Annotated in this window: 18 protein-coding genes; 6 read left to right on the forward strand and 12 right to left on the reverse strand. The window is 33.4% G+C overall.

Features of this window, described 5'->3' with window-relative positions:
* Window positions 1-152 precede the first annotated feature (152 nt).
* From ACB089_RS20485 to ACB089_RS20520, 8 genes are all read right to left on the reverse strand, one after another.
* Entirely contained in the window at window positions 153-728 is a 576-nt protein-coding gene (locus tag ACB089_RS20485) for an RloB family protein (RefSeq protein ID WP_068983381.1), read from the reverse strand.
* A 386-nt stretch (window positions 729-1,114) separates the two neighbouring features.
* Entirely contained in the window at window positions 1,115-2,395 is a 1,281-nt protein-coding gene (locus ACB089_RS20490; RefSeq protein ID WP_374963688.1) for an ATP/GTP-binding protein, read from the reverse strand.
* 339 nt (window positions 2,396-2,734) lie between these two features.
* A complete protein-coding gene (locus ACB089_RS20495; RefSeq protein ID WP_374963689.1) occupies window positions 2,735-3,661 on the reverse strand; it encodes an NAD-dependent epimerase/dehydratase family protein in 927 nt (308 codons plus the stop codon).
* Between the two features lie 196 nt (window positions 3,662-3,857).
* A complete protein-coding gene (locus tag ACB089_RS20500) occupies window positions 3,858-4,385 on the reverse strand; it encodes a YceI family protein (protein ID WP_374963690.1) in 528 nt (175 codons plus the stop codon).
* Window positions 4,386-4,811: 426 nt separating this feature from the next.
* Window positions 4,812-5,381, reverse strand: a complete 570-nt coding sequence (locus ACB089_RS20505; RefSeq protein WP_374963691.1) for a manganese efflux pump — start codon at window positions 5,379-5,381, stop codon at window positions 4,812-4,814.
* A gap of 393 nt (window positions 5,382-5,774) precedes the next feature.
* On the reverse strand, window positions 5,775-6,776 hold the full coding sequence (locus ACB089_RS20510) for an HD domain-containing phosphohydrolase (protein WP_374963692.1): 1,002 nt from the start codon (window positions 6,774-6,776) through the stop codon (window positions 5,775-5,777).
* A 15-nt stretch (window positions 6,777-6,791) separates the two neighbouring features.
* Window positions 6,792-8,090, reverse strand: a complete 1,299-nt coding sequence (locus ACB089_RS20515) for a protoglobin domain-containing protein (RefSeq protein ID WP_374963693.1) — start codon at window positions 8,088-8,090, stop codon at window positions 6,792-6,794.
* A 38-nt stretch (window positions 8,091-8,128) separates the two neighbouring features.
* On the reverse strand, window positions 8,129-9,622 hold the full coding sequence (locus tag ACB089_RS20520) for a helix-turn-helix domain-containing protein (protein ID WP_374963694.1): 1,494 nt from the start codon (window positions 9,620-9,622) through the stop codon (window positions 8,129-8,131).
* A gap of 1,287 nt (window positions 9,623-10,909) precedes the next feature.
* Here ACB089_RS20520 and ACB089_RS20525 point away from each other — a divergent pair.
* Window positions 10,910-11,782, forward strand: a complete 873-nt coding sequence (locus ACB089_RS20525) for a glycine betaine ABC transporter substrate-binding protein (RefSeq protein WP_374963695.1) — start codon at window positions 10,910-10,912, stop codon at window positions 11,780-11,782.
* Between the two features lie 333 nt (window positions 11,783-12,115).
* Here the strand turns inward: ACB089_RS20525 and ACB089_RS20530 are convergent, their stop codons facing one another.
* The 3 genes from ACB089_RS20530 to ACB089_RS20540 are packed head-to-tail and all read right to left on the reverse strand — an operon-like array spanning window position 12,116 to window position 13,659.
* A complete protein-coding gene (locus ACB089_RS20530; protein ID WP_374963696.1) occupies window positions 12,116-12,895 on the reverse strand; it encodes an aminoglycoside adenylyltransferase domain-containing protein in 780 nt (259 codons plus the stop codon).
* A gap of 6 nt (window positions 12,896-12,901) precedes the next feature.
* On the reverse strand, window positions 12,902-13,495 hold the full coding sequence (locus ACB089_RS20535; protein WP_374963697.1) for a TetR/AcrR family transcriptional regulator: 594 nt from the start codon (window positions 13,493-13,495) through the stop codon (window positions 12,902-12,904).
* Window positions 13,462-13,659: a hypothetical protein gene (locus ACB089_RS20540; RefSeq protein WP_374963698.1), complete on the reverse strand. Its 198-nt coding sequence runs from the start codon at window positions 13,657-13,659 to the stop codon at window positions 13,462-13,464. Before ACB089_RS20540 ends, ACB089_RS20535 begins: the two co-directional genes overlap by 34 nt.
* 403 nt (window positions 13,660-14,062) lie before the next feature.
* On the opposite strand from ACB089_RS20540, the gene ACB089_RS20545 reads away from it, so the two are divergent.
* The 5 genes from ACB089_RS20545 (at window position 14,063) to ACB089_RS20565 (ending at window position 18,678) form a co-directional block, all read left to right on the forward strand.
* Window positions 14,063-14,785 (forward strand): response regulator transcription factor, encoded by a 723-nt coding sequence (locus ACB089_RS20545; protein WP_374963699.1) that lies wholly within the window; start codon window positions 14,063-14,065, stop codon window positions 14,783-14,785.
* Window positions 14,782-16,179, forward strand: coding sequence for a sensor histidine kinase (locus ACB089_RS20550; RefSeq protein ID WP_374963700.1), 1,398 nt, complete (start codon window positions 14,782-14,784; stop codon window positions 16,177-16,179). Before ACB089_RS20545 ends, ACB089_RS20550 begins: the two co-directional genes overlap by 4 nt.
* An 84-nt stretch (window positions 16,180-16,263) precedes the next feature.
* Window positions 16,264-17,178, forward strand: coding sequence for an ABC transporter ATP-binding protein (locus ACB089_RS20555; RefSeq protein ID WP_374963701.1), 915 nt, complete (start codon window positions 16,264-16,266; stop codon window positions 17,176-17,178).
* Entirely contained in the window at window positions 17,179-17,919 is a 741-nt protein-coding gene (locus ACB089_RS20560) for an ABC transporter permease (RefSeq protein WP_374963702.1), read from the forward strand.
* Between the two features lie 12 nt (window positions 17,920-17,931).
* Window positions 17,932-18,678: an ABC transporter permease gene (locus tag ACB089_RS20565; protein WP_374963703.1), complete on the forward strand. Its 747-nt coding sequence runs from the start codon at window positions 17,932-17,934 to the stop codon at window positions 18,676-18,678.
* A gap of 58 nt (window positions 18,679-18,736) precedes the next feature.
* On the opposite strand, the gene ACB089_RS20570 is transcribed toward ACB089_RS20565, so the two are convergent.
* On the reverse strand, window positions 18,737-19,876 hold the full coding sequence (locus tag ACB089_RS20570) for an agmatine/peptidylarginine deiminase (RefSeq protein ID WP_374963704.1): 1,140 nt from the start codon (window positions 19,874-19,876) through the stop codon (window positions 18,737-18,739).
* Between the last annotated feature and the right edge of the window lie 45 nt (window positions 19,877-19,921).

The following is a 19,921-nucleotide window of genomic DNA, read 5'->3' on the forward strand; positions in this document are numbered from 1 at the left end:
AACACTAAAAATTCATGTTAAGAATTTCAGAGGTTGTTAATCCACAGGATGATCAATATTTGAGGACTATAAAAAGACTACCTCCAGCTTTTGATGAAAATCTACAAAACGGCAAGTTCTCTATTAGATCCCCAGAAAATCTGCTGTTGACATTAAAATATGTATTGAATCATTTCATGTATGTTGCAATATGGGTTGTCACGGTTTTCTGTCTTGCGAAGTGCCATCATTTCCGTGCAGTTTTTTATAGCGACCTCATGCCGTAATGCGATGGGTGCAATAACTGACTCATCCGCTTTATGTCGGAAATAACGTGTTATCCCTAGATGTTGCTCCATCTTATCATTTAAAACAGCACGAGGATATTTTTCCGAAATATCGACCTCTTCAAAATGTAACAGTAACCATAATTCAAATGCCTCATTTGAGTAAGCAATATGAATATTTTTCTCCTCACAAAAGTCATTCACTTCTTCTAACTGCTTTTCAGTTAAATCATCCTTATCAAATACAATCCAAACTTCATCAAAATATTGATAACTCGAATCTCGATAGGCATGCTGAGCTAGCTTAATAGCTGAGCGTTTCACGTTTTTAATTTTGACACTTACCAATTTTGAGCGCTTTAAAATACGCATTTGCTCAAAATAAATGCGCTCAGTTTCACCTTCACAATAAATTAAAATAGTTTTACGTAGTGTTCGGTTTCCTTGTTGACGTACTCTCACAGCTCAGATACCTCCACTTCCTATTAATTATGCCTCGGCATAATTGCGTCCGGAATCGGCTTTGTCCTTAGGCCTGCACGAGGGCCGACACGATGTCGGTCATTTCGGTAATGCCACAGGACGTGGCGTTATTACCGATGCAGGTCAGTTAGCCGTTATCGCATGGATGCGATGATTTTAGGCTAACATCCTTTGCGAACTCCTTTCTGATTCCGTGACATCCGCCGGAGGCTTTAGACCAACAGATGTTTTTTGTGCGAAAGCGAAGCGGCAGCGGCAGATGTTTTTTGTGCGAAAGCGAAGTGCTAACGCAGCGGCAGCGACACGATGTTGGTCACTCAGGCGTTTTCACAGGATGTGAAGTTCCTAGCCTGAGTTCCTTTGTTTCAGCGGGTGTTTGGATAACCACTAAAAGAAGTTAAATATTGATTGGATAAGTATTCATTAATAACCGGTGTTGCACCAAACTCGCCCTTTAAGTAACGCTTGGCATAGGAAATATCTCCTCGTTTCTTCTGCAAATCTACAAAATCAAATAAGGAGTATAACTCGGATTCATTTTTAAAGCTTTTATTGACAAACCAAATTTGATCGGAACGTAATGGCTGATCCAATAAATCAATTTCATGACTTGTTACAACAAATTGATTACTGGCGTTACGTTTGCTGTTCATTATAGCCATTAAAAATTCACAAATCGATACATGAAATGCAGTATCAAATTCATCTATAAAGATCGTTTTTCCTTTATTATATGCATCTACCATAACACATGCTAAATGTAGCATCCGTACTGTTCCCTTTGAATCCATCGTCCAATTAATCGTCTCTGTACCGATTGGTGCACCTGCTTCATCGAACGATAAATAGTGCAAATCAATATCCACCTCTTGAATAACCTCCGAAGTGTCAAACTCATAAATAGTATTTTTCTCTCTGCGCTCAACACGTCTTGCTGTCACATTTTGAATAGAAAAGTCTGCAATTTTAAGTAGTTTAATGACTTCATTCTTAAAGGGTTCCTCTTCAAGTTTACGAATCAGTGGATGACTTGATAACCGGTTTGCTTCATCGAGGAACAGAATTTTATGTAAAAACCAATCAAATATTTTCGTAGCATCGGGGTCATTAAAGACATTTAAAACTGATAAGAAAGCCGTATTATTACGCGTATATTTTGTCAGCTCTAACGCTGTGTTTTGGGCAGTTTCATACAAATATTCTGTCCCATCCCACTGTCTGATAAAGAGCTGTTCTTTCATGGACGTTGTCGTTTTAGTGAGGCATTCATAAAGAATCTGCGATGCATTATACTGTACCTCATAATCATACAGTACCCCATCTAGTAATAATGAAATCATAAATTCTGTCGGTTGCCCTTGCTGACCTCCTAGCTTAAACGGTTGGTAGGGCAAGCGCAGTTGTTTGACATTATTAAGGTTTTCAAAGTTAAACAATAAAGAACGTAACACTTTAATAGCTGTGAATAAGTTCGATTTTCCACTTCCATTCGGTCCAAAAATAAAAGCACTTTTCACAAGACGAAACGATTCAAAATTCATTGTATGTGTGTCTTTTAGTTTTCGAATACGGTTTCCCGCGACCATAGAAAATAATGTTTCATCTTTATAACTTAAGCAATTTTTCACTCTAAAATCTACTAACATGTGTTAGCCCCCCGTTCAATTTCACAGCATTCCTTTAAAAAATAATCAGGTGTGTTGAAAAATAATTATACTATAGACATAAGAAAACACTATTTTCTACCCTTGTAATACCCATTATAAAATATGCAAATTTACTAAATAGCAGTGAAAGATAAAGCATGGTTTTGACGCTTGGACGAGGGTCTGTATTTATTTGCTGATGAATGATTAGTTTCCCTCTCTCAATAAGTAATTGAAAATATAAAAAGACGATTTTCCCTTTAGAATAGGGTAAATCGTCAAATATTACACTTAAAAATCTTCATCTTCACATTTAAAAACCTAAGCGAGGTTCTGTACTTAGATTTCAACGATTTTTTCATTTTGTAATGCTTGCAATGTGCGCTCTATGCCTTCCGCAAAAGAATTTTTTGGTCTCCACCCGATTGCTTTTGCCAACTTGGCATTATTTAAAAACGAATGCTCAATATCTCCCTCTCTTGCAGGAGCATATTGAATTTCTAAAGGATGATTTAAATGCTGTAATAATAAAATGACTTGATGAATCGACCACGCCTCATTCGTTGATACATTATAAATGCCTTGTAATTTAGCTTGCACACCGGCATAAATAGCATCTGCAATGTCATCTACATAAATGAAATCTCGTGTCTGTTCTCCATCTCCATAAATCGTAAAGGGCTTTCCTTCAATACTGCTTTTTAGCATGCTAGGAATAACCGCCGCTTCCCCCTGCATACATTGTCTTGGGCCGAATACATTAGCAAATCTGTAAATTAATGTTGGTAAACGATAATCCTTTTGCCATTTTTCACAGTATGTTTCACCAATGCTTTTATTTAATCCATACATTGAAATGGGCTCACTAACATCCGTTTCTTCTAGTGGTGGATAGTGACTATCCCCATAAACGGCCGCAGACGAGGCAAAAACAAAATGCTTTACTTTATATTTTGACGATAAGAAGAGCATCTGACTAAGCCCTACAATATTCGTTAAAACGTCCTTCACTGGCTCTTGTATCGATTTTTGGACACTTGTTTGCGCAGCACAATGGACTACCACATCAAATGATATTTCCTTAAAGAGATGCTCACAAACCTCATCTTCTACATTCAAAAGATACGATTTATGCTCAAAGTCGACATTACGTAAATGGCCTGTGCTTAAATTATCAATAATATAAACATTTGCACCTTCCTTAAAGAAACGCCTTGCCACTGCACTGCCAATAAAACCATAACCACCTGTCACTAATACATTCATCCCATCGCCCCCAAAAACAATATGATGATTTATATGCAGTAATTACTAAAATTATGCAAGTAACTTAGTTATTGGGTTATTTTTATACACTTGGGCCGATTAACAAATGTCATCCACAACTTTTGGTGATGAACCATAGTTTTACTTTATTAATAAAAAAACTGTGCCCGACTATATTCGAGCACAGTTTGCAAGGTTAAGCTGGAGTTACTTCAAGTTCAACTGTAATTTTAATGTCTTTACCAACAAGAACACCACCAGTTTCCAAAGCAGCATTCCAAGTCAAGCCAAATTCTTCACGATTGATTGTCGTTTCAGCTTCAAAGCCATAAACTTCTTGGCCCCATGGATTTGTCCCTTTCCCATTAAATTCAGTATCAAATGTTACTGATTTTGTTACGTCTTTAATTGTTAAATCACCTGTAATGGCAAATTCATTATCTAATTTTTTTGTAATATTCGTTGATTTAAAAGTGATTGTTGGATATGTTTCGGCATCGAAGAAATCTGCTGCTTTTAAGTGATTGTCACGATCTTCGCTACGTGTGTTAATGCTTGCTGCATCGATTGTAAAGTCAATATTGGCTGTTGTTAAATCTCCAAGATCCGCCGCTTCTATATCTGCTGAATAAGTATCGAACACACCTTTTACCTTTGATACCATCATGTGTTTTACTTGAAAGTTAACTGCTGAATGTCCTAAATCAATATTCCATTTTGCCATTTTAAATTCCTCCATTTAAATTGTTATTTATCTCGAATTCAAGATATATGTTAAAATATGAAGTAACTACATTAATTATGTTCAAGATAAAACATAAGTAGTTACTTTGAATACACCAGTTACCAAAAGTAATTGATTACTTTGTGTAACTTACTATATATTAATAATCAATTTACGTCAAGTAATAAATTAAAACTTTGCTATCTTAGCAGTTTCCCCACACTGCCAGCCGGACTTTCTCGGTTTTTAAAATTACAATATAAATAAAACTCATTATTGTCCGTTTGCAAAATTGAATGATTAAGCGTTGTGCCATCGATTGAAACTCAACCAAATTCACCCTTAATATTTCGAAATTTTCTATCAAAAAGGAATATCACGGAAAATTTCTGATATTCCCTGAATTCTATTAACAACGCCACTTATTTAACTAAACATTTCCAATATACCAATAATTAAAAGTAACAAACCAGATATAGCTGCAGAATATTTTCCAATAAATGTTTTTGTTAGTAAGCTTCCAAAATGACTACCTACACCAACTGTTATAAATGAAAAAATGCCGATAGAGATTACTGTCCATATGACTGATATACCGTTTGCGCCAATAGCAATGCCGCCAGCTAGACAGTTGGCAGATAAGACAAAACCAAGTGTCATTGATTCTCTGAAAGAGATAATGTAATTTTTATCTTCATCAAATAATTCAGGTTTTTCTGCAATGCCTTGCTGAGAAAAACGATTTGACACTAAAGTCCACAATCCTATAGTAACTAACAGTAAACTACCTAACAAATTAGCTGTATGTGGAGAAATGAATTCATCAATCGTACTCCCAGCTGTAACTGCAACATATGTGACGATCATGGAAATGACCGCTATAGCCGCGTTCGATAAAACGGGGATCTTTACACGTTTTATCCCATAGGCAAGACCTATACCTAAATTATCTAAGTTTGCGGCTATACCTATAAGAATGATGGTTACCCAATGCATACTTTTCCTCCTCAAAATATTTGAAGCATTTGCACATATCATATGAGGAAAAAAATATTTTGTTCAGCCATCTTTGTATGGAATTGAATCGTGAAAAACTTGGGTTCTTTACGATTCAATGTCATTTACAAGCAAAGCACTGATGAATGCTAATGTTGTCACTTCAGTTATTAATGTATTAACGTACTGGGCATCTTCTTCATATTGAATTCCACTTTTTTGAAATAATTCATAATCAGGTGTTACTTTTATTTTTATAAAATTTCAATTTGCTCCTCCAAGTAAATTGCACTTTTTTGAATTATAAAATTCATTTAGTAATCATCGTTAAGTAGTCTAAAATGAGGTTGTTTCAGTATTATTTCATATACTATTCAGCTGAATACTCGACATTTATTTTAGAATAATGCTATTTTCACCTATTACTTTTTCTATAAACACTTCTACTAAATTAGGATCAAACTTAGTGCCCTTCTGTTCTTTTAAATATGAAAGTGCCTCTTCTTTTGTCCAAGATTTTTTATAAGCTCTACTACTAACTAAAGCGTCATATACATCTACTATTGATATAACTCTCGCTTCAAATGGAATTTCTTCTCCTTTCAATCCCATTGGATATCCTGATCCATCCCAATTCTCATGATGAGATTTAATAATATTCCTTGCTATTTCTATATCTTCAAAGAGTTTATTGTTCATTTCATCAGATATTTTTTTTAATACATCGATACCGATCAGAGGATGCATTTCCATGATTTTTCTTTCATGAATTGTTAATGTACCCGTTTTATACAGTATCGACTCTGGAATTCCGGATTTGCCAATGTCATGCAGTACACTGTATTGAATAATTTTATTAATATACTCTACAGATAAATTATATGTTCTATCTTCAAAGAGGCTTAGCAAGAGTTTCTCTGATAGCTTTTGCACATTTAAAAGATGTTCTGCGATATCTACATCGCGCATTTCACTTGATAGAGCTAACAATTTATATAATTCCTTTTGATCTATTTGTTTCTGATTCACTTCTTCTATCAATAGTTGTTCTGCCATGCGCATTACTCCTACATAATAAACAATTCCTTTTATTTCAATTGGAGTAATCGTTATAAATGAGTACCTTTGCTCTAATGATTTGTTGACATTAACCATTGCCCCTGACCACGTTTTTCCATTTCTTAATGTATTTTCTATCGATTTATACATAACAAATGGTGTTGCACTCGATTTTAAACACCCTACTGGTAATCCAATTAGAAATTCTCTTTTATAGCCAGTGCTAATTTCATATTGTTGATTCACATCAATAATAAATTGATCTTCATCAACAATTACAACAGCATCACCCAGTTTTAAAAAATACGTTAATTCTTTTGGCATTTTTTTGCTCATTCGGAAAACTCCTCATCAATTGTTTAATTCATTAGCAAAACTAGCAGGTCGATCAGCCGACAATGCAACTTCATCAAATGCTTTACCCAATTCTTTCACGACATCAACAAAAATTTCCAATTCTTCTTGTGAATATTTATTATGTTCTTGTGTTTCCTTCATAGATTGTAAGATTTGTTCAAAAAATATGTCTGTTTGTTTCATAATTTCATGCCCGTCATGAACGGATTGGTTTATCATGTCAAGTGAAGATGATAACTTTTCCACATTAGTTACGGTGGATAAAATTAAATGAGCTACATTTGAGACTGATTTTTTCGTTACTTCTGATAGTTTCTTAACTTCTTCTGCTACAACTGCAAATCCTCTGCCATGTTCGCCAGCCCTTGCTGCTTCAATTGCTGCATTAAAAGATAATAAATTTGTTTGATCGGCTATTTCCGTTACAATATCTATAATGCCTTGGACTTCCTTTGTTATCTTTAACAATTCTTTTATATCATTGGAGATTATTCGGACTGCCTCATGAACTTTCATCATATTACTATTCTGTTTACTCATTTGAACTTTTCCATTTTCAGCCCGCTCTTCTGCTAAAGCAGATAACTCTTTTCCGGCATTGACGATCTCCATCATTTCTGTACAAAGAATATGTAATTCCTTAAATGTCGCATTAGTTTGTTCTGAAATAAATACTAGATTTTCAGTTGAATTGACAACTCGATTTCCAGTTTTTGCTGCCTGTTTATTTGATTTTTCTTTAATTTTACTTGTCTCTTTATCGTATTCTTCAAGAACTATTTGTTGCTCTAAGTTAAATAATTTTGAAAGTGCTTTTACATTAGAATAATAAAGATCTTTATCAGAAAAATTCTTTTCGATCATCTCAATAACTGTTATAAACAAATTTTGAAAGGCGCATAAATACCATTTTGTCTGTAGACCAATTTTCACATGCATTTGCGCTATTCTAGCTCTTTTTAAAAAATATTCATCATCAATTATTCCCGAAAACATTTCTAAAATATGTAATTTTAAAGTTTTCTTTAAATCATCCACTGAACTATTTTTTTTAATAAGAGTCAATAAAGAATCTTCCAATTCTAGATTATTGTAAAAGCGATCAACAATGTCATCTATTGCTTCTTCAATAAATGGCTGCAAGTTTTTAATTACTTGTAAGTCTTCTAGTGAAAATTTAATCATTTTTATTTGTTTCTCTATTTCACTGCCATTTTGAATATTCATCATTATATTACTTTTGAGTAATATAATGTCGTTATCTATCTGTATATTTTTATTTTTCCAGCGCATGAATCAACCTCCATTCTCAAAAAAGCGAATATTTTTCTTTAAACATCACTTAGTAAAGTTTTCAATAGTAACTTATTTGGCTGTTGATACTTTTTAAAATAGATCTCCTGTAGCCTTTTTCCTAACCTTTCATAGTCTCCTCTCGAAGGAACTGAATTCCAAACAAATATATCTTCTGGTTTTTTTTGAATATTTAAGTAAAAGCGGTCTGCTATGATTAACTCTGCTTCTTCATCTTCAGAACATAACTCAACATGGACAAAAACACGTTTTACTTGATTGAATAGATAAGGTATATCATTTATCATCGAAAATATTTTTATTTTAATGGTATCTCTATTAATAATACTTAATGTTTGCTTTAGTAATTTATGATATCGACCGATTAATACTTCTCTACGTTTAAATACGATAGCAAAGTCTTTATTATCTAATAGCCGATCATAAAACTGATTCATGATTTCGATTTGAGCAGTTTCATGCATGTCTAATCGCTTCTTATAAAGATCTTCTTTAAATAAACTAGCTGGACCTGAAAACGTTAATATAAAATAATGAAGATGTAGTAAATTTATAAAAAGTGCCCCATATTCTTCTACATCTAAAGTAACGGAAAAATGTTCCATAAATATTTCCATCCAATATAAAGTTACTTGTATAAATAGCTCCTGATTATGGTGCTGGGCAAAATTCATCAATAAACTTGCGTCATTATCTTTCTTTTGATAATGACGCATGCAGCAAATTATAGAAAATGAAAACATTGTTTCTAATTCAATTTCTTCTTCTGATAAAGTTGTAAATTCTTCGAAGATATACTTGATTTTTTCCGATAATTGCTCATAGTTATGATGATGTTTTGTAAAGTTTGCATACATTGGATGATATTCAATTAAGCAACCTAATTTTGCACGTGTTAGGCAAATGGCAAGCCAGTATAAAACAGGTTCGGAGTATTCTATATTTACTTCCTTCATTCTTTCTAGAATTTCTTCTCTTGATACGAGAGTAAATGGCCATACTTCCCCCCAACACGAGTTCCAATAGAACAAGAAGTAGAAATAACGAATTTGTTTTTCCGTACCTTCTAAAATGACCGTTTCAAGGGATGTATACTTCAAATGAAATTGACTTAACAACGGTTTAACTTTTTTTATACGTCGATATATGGAGGGTACACTGGTGAAATTTTCCAAAGCAAACATATTAATATCATTAAAATCATTGTAAAAAATCTGATCAAAAGCTCTATAAGTTAATGACTTTTGTAAATAATACCTTTCAATCGTTTTAATAGAGAAATTGTCTTTGTAGTCTAATTGAAAATACTTTTGCTCTACTTTTTGGATAACCGCAGATTCTGTAATAGATCCCAAATCATTCGAAATTTCCTCAATTATTTTTATAATTGTTCTTTCTGACAGAGACATCTTTTGAGCTAACTCTAAACTTGAATACAGTCTCTGTTCTTTATAAATATGATGTAAAACCTTTATTTTTTGTAAAGCTAAACGATCTAAAAAATTATACATAAAAACACCTCAATGTCTTACGCTAACACTTTCTAGCTGTGCCAATAATAAACTATTAAAATTAGATAAGTTTATATAGCTCTTATCATTAAATTCTATTCCCGTTTTTCACGACACTAAACATCAAAAAGGATTTTTATCAATACTTTTTGACTACTATAGAAAATAAACTCGACAACAGAACGGATGTTTCGTGTATATTTCACTCCCATCAAATACTCTTTTAACCAACAAAAAATCTTATTTTAATCAAATTCACTCATTTTGAGCAACCATGTATAAAGTCTCTTGTTTTTCAGGATAATAGGTAAACTATAACAAGTATTTTATAATATGCAAAATCACTATTTGTTCGATTTTATGCATGATTTGATAATCCTAATATCCTTTCACAACACAACATCTTTTTCCGGGACATTTTTAAAACGATAATACTTTTTCTATTTCCAGATAAATCATTTTTCCTAGGTAATTTATTATCAATAATATCGGTGTGTTGATTGACCATTTTTTTCATCCTCATTTGAAAAAGAGATATATCAAATTACGATACATCTCTATCAATTAGTCGTGTGATTTGTTCTAGTAGGGATGACTTTCCAGGACATCCGAAATTGATGCAACTTGTCGCATTGGTGTTAGTTGTTATGCACGATCAATCATAATAATTACCACGAGCTGACGTTCAATCGTATCATTTGCATCGGAAAGTACCGTCAGGATAGCCTTTAACAATACATCTATGAGCAATTTCCTAAATCATATCTTTTGCCCCGTTCATTTCAATATCTTTGAAAGTAAAGTTACAGCCATTACTCGCCTTCTTCCATTGGGCATACAATGTTATGTATTCTGTCACTTCACATTTCGCAAAATCCCATACTTTTGTGAAGTCATTATTTTTATATCAGCCACGAATATGTAGTCTTCCTTTTCTCGATTACTACTGTACAATCGATGCACAAGTATAGCATTATCTACGAATTTTACAAAATCAATGTTTGTTAGTTTTCGAGCAAATATTGATAATCATTTTTCTTGAAAAAAAGTCTGGTATTAGATCAAAAAGAGAAAACTATACATCACAAAATAAATAATAATTAAAGCCGGTTCGTCCTAGGTTAAGGATTTACCGGCTCTTAAAATGAAATAATTTAATGTAGTACAGCAAAATTCACGCATTTTTTCTCAAAAACCCAGTTTGACAAAAGTAACAACCTTTTGTTAACGTTAAGTTGTTACTTGTTAATTTCTAGGTATTTTTCAATCCTAAGAAAGGGGGATTTTATGAGATTCAGTAATCTATTGAAGCTAGGATTAGCTTTAGGATTGAGTTTAATCGTAAGTGCTTGTGGCTCAGATGGTGAAGGTACACAAAATAACGAAAAAAAAGAAGTGAACTTAGCCTATGTCGAATGGGACACTGAAATTGCCTCTACGAACATAGTAGGACAAGTTCTAGAGGATTTAGGATATGATGTAACACTAACACCACTCGATAATGGAATTATGTGGGAAGCTCTTGCAAACGGAGAGGTCGATGGTATGGTGTCAGCTTGGCTACCACAAACACATGCCCCACAAGTTGAGAAGTACAAGGAGAAAATAGTCGATTTGGGTGAAAATCTAACAGGCGCAAAAATTGGCTTAGTTGTCCCCAGTTATATGGATGTAAACTCTATCGAAGATTTAACAAATGAAGCAAATAAGACGATAACAGGTATTGAACCAGGAGCAAATATGACGGCAACAACAGAAAATGCTTATAAGGAATACAGTAACCTAAAAGGCTGGAATGTACTTACCTCATCTGCAGGCGCGATGACAGCAGCTCTTAGTCAAGCAATTGAGAAAAAAGAAGAAATCATTGTTACAGGTTGGTCTCCTCACTGGAAATTCAATGCTTTCGATTTAAAATATTTAGACGATCCTAAAGGTATATATGGAGCTGAAGAATATATTGGCACATTTGCACGTAAAGGATTGAAAGAAGATGATCCAGAAGCATATAGTGTTCTTGATAACTTCCATTGGACTGCAGAAGATATAGAAAGTGTTATGTTTGACATTATGGAAGGCACTGATCCTAAAGAAGCAGCCAAAAAATGGATTAAAGAAAATGAAGATAAAGTTTCAGAGTGGACAAAGGATGTAAAATAACACGAATGATAAGTTTTATATACTCAGCTAGCAGTTTTACATATCGAGAAGCATTTCATAATAATTGGTAAAAAATCTGTCTTTAGAGATCATATCAAAAAAACGTGAAACATACGCTAAGCGGTTTTTACCTAAATAGTCGATTCCTAGTACAATAAGGAATCGACTTTTATAATTTTTTTATGCGACAATCAGGCCCCACTGTTGAACAATGAATCAAATAATTTATGAAAGCGATTTGGTTCAAACTATGTACTTTTCCTTATAAAACGCTTCGCACCTAGTATAACGAGTGATACAATGATCCCCAATATGATATTACTTTTTGAAGACTTATCTAGATAAAAAAGCCTGATTACAATACGCTCTCAAAGAGTTTATAAAATGGATCGTTGCATTTTTTCGTTCCCATCGATTTTTATAATTGGACTTGACTTGGTTTCCTCCTCTAATTCTAAGTGCCTCTTGAAGGATGTCAGAATAGGTTAAATCGAAGTCCTTGATTACTTCTTCACAGGCCCGTTCCTTTGACGTAATCTTTCCTGTTTTCAATGTATAATACACTCGACATAAGGTTAAGACAATGAATTCAATCCAAGAATCGAATAAAAATAAATAACTTCGGGAAGCTTTGTTCGCTATATAATGGTTAAGATTGTACTCCATCTCCTGCATAATATCCTGCCAATCTATTCTTGAGTAGTATGTAGAAAAGTTAGGGCCGTAAACAACATATGAATCGTGAACGAGCTGATAAACCGCAACTTTCATAAGCCTTCTTTTCCCCTTATACTTTGTCCCCTCAAAAAAAGGGAAAGATTTATCTAACTCCAATTGGTTTTGCTCATTCAAGGATAAGTACTCACATTCAAATTTTTTAACTAACGGATTTCTAGCTCTAACATTCTTATGAAGGTACGATAGTTTTTTTAACTCTTCGCCCGTCAATTCTTGACTAAAAACTGTCACAAAATCAATATCACTGCTCTCGGGATGAAAGGCATCTAAAACGGATGAGCCATATAAATAGACACCAAGAACTTGATTGGGAAACATTTCATTCAAGCTGCTACTATAGAGCATCATTACTTTCTTGACTTCATTATTGACCATGCTTCTTTAACCCCTATATGTTTCGAGTAGCTTAACTCCTTGCTTTACGATTCCTTCCCATAATGGATATTTTTCAGGTTCAAGCATAATCATTGTAAATCCACTTAAGAAAGATAAATAAGCCCACGTTTTATCGCGAAGTTCTTGTTCGGTTGCATTTAAATTAGAGCGCTCCTTCAACAATCCAGTCATTCTCTCCACAAACTCATATGTGATGGAAACGGCTTCTTGCTCTAGCTCTGGAAATCTCCCAGCTTGGGAAAACAGGTATTGTAAAATTCGCAGGTTTGTTGGATCTTCACGATACTGCCCCACATGATGCCTCACCATCTGCTCTAATTGCTCTGATCGTTTTAAGCTATCTGGTAAATAAAGTTGTCCTTCTCTAGTTTCTTTAAATGCTTCTTTGACGGTATTCTCAAACAAATCCTCTTTGCTAGGAAAATAAAGTAAAATTGTAGCAGGATTAATACCGATTGCCTTCCCTATACTAGAAAGAGTAGTCTTAGAAAAACCCTCTCTTGGAAATTGCCTTTTTGCTTCTTTTAATATGGCATTTCGTTTTTCTAATCTCTGTTGATTGTTGATTGTTCTTGCCATTCATCATCCCTCACTATCAATTTCGCCTTGGCGTAATTGCGTCCGGATTTTGAATTGTGCACGCACAATTCATTCCTTTCAAAATCCGTGACATCCGCCGGGGCTTTATCCTCATTTAGTAGGCGTTTGAACACCCACTGAAAAGAAATCACATCCGCTTCCATCTCACCGCCTCTAGAGGTAGGAGTCTTCCGTAGCTGACGAGCTTTGCTTTCGCTACAAAAATATTTGCTGAATGAAGATAAATAAATAAACGTTTATTTATTTATTGTAAATGAATTGAACTTGGAAGTAAATACCTTTTAAACACACAGATTTATTGCCTGCAATAATTGAACCATTTGAATCCCTCCATACATCTTTGTGTATTTTTACACTATGTCTAATCTCTAATATTAATAGCTGGATACTTCCCTTTGTAAAGTAATAGATCATTTAGGTATATCGGAAAATAATAATTCTCCCCTACAATTGGTAAGAAAAACCTCGAATTACTATTCTACTATGGAATGAAAATGGTACATTAATTATTAAAAGTAATACTAGAAAGATATTGAGGTGCCAAAAATGATACATAATATACCGGATCTTCATACAAAGAAAATTCTTATAGTAGATGATGAAGAAGAAATTTTGAATTTGCTGGAGGATGTTTTAAAGAAAGAGGGATTTCAACATATTTATACGTATACAACAGGAGAAGATGGCGTACGGATGTGTAGGCAAATACAGCCAGATCTTATTTTATTAGATATTATGCTTCCTGATATAGATGGATTTACTGTTTGTCAGCAAATTCGACAGTTTACATTCGTTCCAATATTTTTCTTATCGGCGAAAAATGAAGATTTAGATAAAATACTTGGATTAAGTATAGGTGGTGATGATTATATTACAAAACCTTTTAGTCCAAAAGAAGTAGCATATAAGATGAAAGCGTTTTTTAGACGTAATCAATATCAAGAAAAGGTTCAGTCTATATATCAGTTTGGAGACGTTACAATAGATGAGGCTCAAGGGACCGTGTTGAAGGGCGATATATTACTAACTTTAACAGCGAAAGAATTTAATATATTGCTATTTCTAGTAAAGAATCCAAATCAGATTTTTAGTAAAGCCCGTTTATACGAAGCTGTCTGGGGAGAATCTTATTTAGGAAATGATAATATTCTAATGGTACATATGAGGCATTTAAGAGAAAAAATTGAAGATAATCCATCCAAGCCACTTTATCTTGTAACAGTAAGGGGACTAGGATATAAACTTCATACAAAAGGTGAACTTAGATGAAGTGGAAAGTCACAGGTCTCTATATCGCATCATTAATTGGATTAACTACGTTTATCCTAATCGCTCTATTTTTTGCTTTTAGTTATTTAGTATTTTCTTATAACCCTGAAGGAATGGACGATCCAGAAGGCTTAGTAGTAGATTTTCAAAAAGAAATTATTGTAGAAGATGAAAATGTTTCTATAACGAATACAGGTAAAAAATTTTTACAAGAGCACGGCGCATGGTTACAAGTATTAAATCATAATAGCGATGAAGTATTTCAAATGTATAAACCAGAAAATACACCTACCCACTATTCCCCTAGTGAGCTGATTTTCCGCTATAAATACGCTGTTGGAGATTATACAACGTTTGTGGCTAAATTAGATACCAGTACACAAGCTGAAAGTTATATTGTCGCTTTTCCGTCGAAACAAGCATTGCGAAAATCTGTCTATTTGAACTTCAGTAATTTATCTAGCCTCTATCCATTTGGGATTTTAATGTTACTAGGAGTAACAATCCTTTGTATTTTATTATTTGCTTATATCGTGGCAAGGTATATGTCAAATCCTGTTGTTACGATAATTGACCATATTAATAGACAAAAACAAGGTCACTATCAACAAGTATCCGCAAAAAAAGGGATATATGCAGAGGTATATGCAAATCTGAATCAATTATCACATCAATTAGAGGATATTAATTTTCAAAGAAAAAAGCTAGATACGATGCGAGAAGAATGGATTGTCAACATCTCTCATGATTTAAAGACGCCACTTTCTTCTATTAAAGGTTATAGTGAAGTTATAGCGAATCAAGACTATAAAATAACGGCACAAGAAATGTACAAATATGCAGAAGTAATTCAAAATAAAACAGTTTATATTGAAAAACTAGTTAATGATTTAAAACTAACCTATCAATTGAAAAATGCGTTGTTGCCTATTAAAAAAATTACAGTAGATATTATAGATCTTACTCGAGAATCGATTATTGAATTTATGAATATGCCTAATTATAAGGATCGATTGATAGAGTTTGAATGTTCTCAGGAACAACTACTTATAATAGCAGATCCGGGTTTAATTCAACGCGTGCTAGTAAATTTAATAAATAATGCGCTCATTCATACTGATATAGACACATACGTACAAGTTTATATTAAACAAACACCCACACACGCTGTTGTTACAATTATAGACAATGGTGACGGCATAAATAAGAAAGATTTACCACATATTTTTGATCGATATTACCGTGGTACAAATACTGATCCCAAAAATAGTTCAGGTTTAGGCATGGCGATTGTCAAGGAAATCATTGTAGCTCACGGTGGAGAAATTGTAGTTGAAAGCAGCAAAGGAGACGGTACTAAAATTACATTTCAGCTTCCATTAGAAGAAAATTAAGCGAAACTTAAGGTCATCTCAATTGAGGATTAAGCAAGAGCTTTCATAATAATTGATAGCTTAATCAAAAAAGAGGTGCCGATAATGGGAACTTATATTGTTGAAACAGAAAATCTGACAAAGTCATATGGAGCTGTAAATAGTGTGAGTCAGCTACATATGAGAGTCCGTGAAGGTGAAATTTATGGATTTCTAGGACCAAATGGGGCTGGAAAAACGACGACAATTAGAATGTTACTAGGATTAATAAAGCCGACTACCGGTAATATTAAAATATTCAATAAAGATTTGAAAACAAATCGATTAGATATTTTAAGAGATGTTGGTTCTCTTGTTGAATCACCATCTTATTATGGGCACTTAACAGGTTATGAAAACCTAGAAGTAATTCGGCAAATGTTACAAGTACCGAAAAAGAATATTGACGAGGTATTGCGTATCGTCCGATTAGAAAAACAAAAAGATAAACTAGTCAAACAATACTCACTTGGCATGAAGCAGCGCCTCGGCATAGCAATGGCATTACTCGGTAATCCCAAACTATTAATTTTAGATGAGCCCACAAACGGATTAGATCCTGCCGGAATTCAAGAAATTCGTGAACTCATTAAACAACTACCAAAGCAATATGGTATGAGCATTATTATTTCTAGTCACTTGTTAAATGAGATGGATCAAATTGCAACACAAGTGGGTATTATTAACAGTGGCCAGCTTATTTTTCAAGATAAAATTGAAGTATTACGTCAAAAAAGTCAGGCATTAATGAAGATACGTGTAAATGACGTAGTAAGAGCACATCAGCTTTTAGAACAGCATCAAATTCATCTTAGAATAGATGGTGATTATCTTATTACGCATCAACAAGAAGATCACTTCATTTCCCACATAAATCATTTATTAGTCCAGCAAAATTTATCAGTGTATCGGATTGAAGAAGAAAAACATACGTTGGAAGAAATATTTCTAAATTTAACGGAAAAAGGTGGTGTTCTATAAATGATTGCTACCTTAAAAAGTGAATTATTGAAATTTAAAAGGAAGAAATTACTTTTAGTAGTATTTTTAATACAGTCTTTGGCATTACTTTGGTTATTTGCCATTGTGTCACAAGAAAAAAAGGAATTTCTAAATTGGGAATCGCTTCTTTCAAGAGTAAGTATGATAAATGCTTTATTTTTACCTATAATGATTGCAATCATTACTTCCCGAATAATTGATTTTGAAAACAAAGGGAATACATGGAAGCTATTGTGTGCAATTCCCACATCAAGACAGCAAGTATATATGTCTAAAATTATTTTTAGTATCGTTTTTCTTATCTATGCAGGTGTAATTTCTATTTCTGCACTTATAGTAATAGGAAAAATCTTTAATTTTGAAAGTGGGGTCCCAGTAATTTTATTGCTGAAATACGGTCTTTTTACCATTATAGGATGTATTCCTATGGTTATTTTGCAACTCTGGATATCTTTGATCGTGAAAAATCAAGTATTTGCTTTAACAGCAGGCGTAATAGGCTCATTTCTCGGATATTTCGGGCAGATGTTTCCTTGGAAAGCATGGATAATTTGGACTTATTCCTCAATGACAAATCCTATCTCTTGGGCGTTTTCCAATGGAAAAATAGTATTTTTCCCAAACCAAGAAGTCATGATGAGTCTTTCGTTAAGTTTAGGAGTTAGTTTATTACTTATCATTCTTAGCACTGTTCATTTTTCACACAAAGATATTCATTAGGAGGATGCAAATATGTTATTAAACTCATTTCGATGTGAACTATTAAAATTAAAACGTTCTAAAATATGGATTGTAATGACACTCCTTCCGCTTTTTTGTATTACGCTTGGACTCATAAACTTTCGAGTAAACTATGATGTCTTAATGGACAGCTCAACAAATGAGTGGGAGCAAGCTTGGACACAAGTTGGTTTAATCTATGGATTATTTTTATTTCCTGTCATCGTAAGCATTTATTGTGCATTTGTATGCCGCTTTGAACATAGTGAGGGGAATTGGAAAAAAATTATCTCTTTACCCATTCCATTTCGAAACGTTTATCTTGCAAAGTTATTAGTCATCTTTTTGTTAACTTTCTTGACTCAAATATTTTTTTTAATTGCTTATATCCTAATTGGTAAGCTACTAGGTATTACTAGTCCTATCCCTTGGTTTTCATTATTAAATTGGTCATTTAATGGATGGATAGGTTCATTTTCAATTGCTGCTCTACAATTATCTCTCTCATCCTCAATAAAGAGTTTTGCTGTTCCAGTTGGAATGAGTTTTGGTTTTACGTGTATCGGAATGATATTTCATTACTTAAATATTCCGTATATATGGCCATTTGCACAACCAGGATTTGCAATGGATCCCATTCATTTAGAAGGCTTGCAAACTTTCCTTCAGTTCAGTGGATTTTATTTGTTAAGTTTCTTATTTGTTATGATCTTTACTTTTGTTTGCGTTCGAAGATTTACCATAAAGGATATTATATAAATACGAGTACATGAATAAAAAGAGCCGAATTTGGCTCTTTTTATCGTCGCTAATGCTATCACTTTAAATCGACTGGTTGTTGTTGTGTCACACAATGAATCATACCACCATCTTTATAAAGCTCCCTTACATCAATACCTATTACCTTACGATCAGGGTATAGTTTTTGGATGATATCGTTCGCTATTTTATCATTAGGATCATTATAATTCGGAACTAATACAACTGTATTCGCAATATAAAAATTCACATATGAACCTTTGTATTCCAAATTCTTTCCGTTATCTAAAATTACATTATTTTTACTGATTGGTAAATACACATACTGATAAGGTTCGTTGAAGGCATTCTTTGCATTCATTAATGTTTGAATATCCTTATTGGAGACACCCCATTCTTCTAAATCATCTTGTCTCAAAGTAATGATTGTAGACTTATCATAAAATTTTGCAAAGCCATCAATATGAAAATCGGTTATATCTAGATTCGGCACTCCATCTAACCAAATAAAGTTAGTAGCACCGAGATTTTCTTCTATATACTCCTCAATTTCTGATTTTGATAAATAAGGGTTTCGATTTTTATTGGTAACAGCACTATGTGTCGATAAAAAAGTGCCATTACCATCTAGTTCAAATGCTCCACCTTCAAGTACAACACTATTTAAATTAATTCTTTCCATACCTAACTGCTTACTAAGAACACTTGGTATTAATGCATCTTTTTTGTATGGCGTTTTCTTCCCCCATCCATTAAATCCCCAGTCCATGAGTTTCATATTGTTATTTTTATCGTATACAAAAATTGGTGCAGTATCTCTTGCCCATACATCGTCAGTAGGAACAATATAAAAATCAATTTTGTCCATATTTATGCCCTCAGCATACAGAAGGTCATAAATATAGTTCTTTTCATATTCGTCATATGCGATAATATGAACATTTTCTCCTTCGCTAAGGGCAGCTGTCATCTCGATCCAAATTGGTTCAACCTTTTCTTCATAGTCTTTACCATATGTAAAGCTATGGGGCCATTGCAACCACGTACCTTCATGTTTGCTACTTTCATCGGGCATTGTGTATTTACCTACATCCTGTTTTTCCAATTGACTCCCCTCAACTTCACTTGGATTACATCCCCCCATAATGATTCCAGCCGTTAATACAGCGCCTGTGCAAAGTACAATGATCTTTTTCATATTCACGTTCTCCTTTTATTGTGATAGCTTTCTCTTGGAGTAGAA

This window comes from Lysinibacillus sp. RS10 (assembly GCF_041956855.1).
GTDB classification, from domain to species: Bacteria; Bacillota; Bacilli; order Bacillales_A; family Planococcaceae; genus Lysinibacillus; species Lysinibacillus xylanilyticus_A.